This window comes from Sphingobium sp. (genome assembly GCF_035511395.1).
Classification (GTDB): Bacteria; Pseudomonadota; Alphaproteobacteria; order Sphingomonadales; family Sphingomonadaceae; genus Sphingobium.
Genome location: NZ_DATKFP010000424.1, coordinates 1 through 1971, shown reverse-complemented (window position 1 = coordinate 1971; position 1971 = coordinate 1). Strand labels below are relative to the sequence as shown.

Here is a 1971-nt window from a genome sequence, read left to right as displayed (position 1 = left end):
ATCCGCGTGCCTTTACTCTCATGCCTTTTGGCGGTGCCGGCCCGCTGCATGCGTCCGCCGTTGCCCGAGCTTTGGGCATCCGGAAGATTCTGGTTCCCCCTCATCCGGGGTTGCTCTGCGCGCAAGGCTTGCTGGCCTCTGACGATCGCGAAAATCTCGTCCAGCCCATGCCCATGCCCCTGGCCGATGAGCGCTTTGCCGATGGTGTCATGGCCTCGCTGAGCAAGCTTAGGCAACAGGCAGATCGCTGGTTCGCCGCCGAAGACGTGCTGCCGCATCGCCGCTCGGTCGAAGCGTTGCTGGACCTGCGCTATATCGGTCAGAATTTCGAACTGTCTTTGCCGCTGGAGCTGCGCGAGGGCGAAGCCCCGGAGCAAGAGGCGCTGACACACGCCTTCCATGCAGCCCATGAACGCACATACGGCTTCTTCGACGCCGACAGCGCCATCGAAGTGGTCTGCGTCCGCATGACCGCCATTGCGCGGAACGGCCAAACCGCGCCCAAAGTCGAGGCGCCGGAGCCTTCCGAAGCGATCGCCATCGGTGAAAGACGGGTCGTCTTCGCACGCGACGACGCCGTGCCTACGGCGGTGTTTCACCGCGAAACACTGCATCCGGGCGATTGGTTTCATGGCCCCGCCATCGTCGATCAACTCGACACGACAGTCGTCATCTATCCGGGCGACCGCGCTCATGTCGATTCCGTGTTCAACCTGGTGATCGAGGTGAACCGATGACCCCGCCCCCGCACAGAACCGCCGATACGCTCGACGCCGTTACGTTGGAGATCCTGCTCAACGCGCTGCGCTCGGTCGCGGACGAGACCTATATCTCCCTCATGCGCTCGGCCTATTCGACCAATATCAAGGAGCGTAACGACCATTCGACGGCACTGATCGATCCAAAGGGCAGACTGATCGCCCTGTGCGAGGCCGCGCAACCGATCCACCTGTCCTCCATGCTCGGCCTCACGACGCGACTGCTTGAGCGCTATCACCTGTCGGACTTCAAACCGGGCGACATCTTCGTCGGCAACGATCCCTTCGCGTCGGGCGGGTCGCATCTGCCCGACATCAATATGTCCATGCCGGTCTTCGCGGACGATGAGCTGCTGGGCTTCATGTGCAACATCGCGCACCACGCCGACATCGGCGGCATGTCTCCCGGCTCGATGTCCGGCGGCACCGAAATCTATCAGGAAGGGTTGCGCATCCCGCCGGTCCGCCTGTTCGATGGCGGACAATTATGCCGGGACATGTTCGAACTGATTTTGCTCAATGTTCGTGTACCGGATGAAAGGCGGGGCGACTACAACGCACAGATCGCCGCCTGCCGTCTCGGCGCGAGACGGATCGAGGAGCTCGCCGCCGCCAAAGGCACCCGGACATTGCTGCGAGTCTATGACGAGATCGTGGAGCGGACATTCGTTCGCGCTACGCGGGGAGCCAGGAAAATTCCCCGCGGCACCTATCGTTTCACCGATGTGATGGACGATGACGGCAAGGGTGCGCTCGACATGCCGATCAGCGTCGCCATCACGAGCGGCGATCCCGCAGACAATGGCCGCATACGGTTCGACTTCACGGGTACCTCGCCCGCCGTTAAGGGCAATATCAACTGTCCCTACTACGCCACGCAATCGTCGGTCGCCTATGTCTTCCGGGCGATGGTGGATCCGGAATGCCCGATCAACCAGGGCATGCTGGACGCGATCGATGTGATCGCGCCCGAAGGCTGCCTGATCAATGCGGCATTTCCCTCCGCCGTCGCGGGGCGTGCCAATACCTGCCAGCGGGGGGCTTGTTGGCCGCAGGTGTCGAGGCGGCCGGCGGTGCCAAAGGCGTTGCATCAGCCCATTGGTAGCCTGTCAGGCTGGACTGCTTCGGGTTCCAGGGCCAGCAGATCCTGGCGCAGCCGCTGGTCATCGCCATGCTGGCCGTGCCCATCCTCATCCAGGTCTACTTCAACTCA

Annotated in this window: 1 protein-coding gene and 1 pseudogene; both read left to right on the top strand. The window is 62.6% G+C overall.

Annotated elements, in window-relative coordinates; translation table 11 throughout:
- Window positions 1–737, top strand: a 737-nt coding sequence (locus tag VMR39_RS28565) for a hydantoinase/oxoprolinase family protein (protein WP_325421611.1), incomplete at its 5' end; no start/stop codon positions are given.
- A pseudogene (locus VMR39_RS28560) lies at window positions 734–1738 on the top strand (hydantoinase B/oxoprolinase family protein); the annotation flags it as partial. The gene VMR39_RS28565 and the pseudogene VMR39_RS28560, both read left to right, overlap by 4 nt.
- Window positions 1739–1971 lie beyond the last annotated feature (233 nt).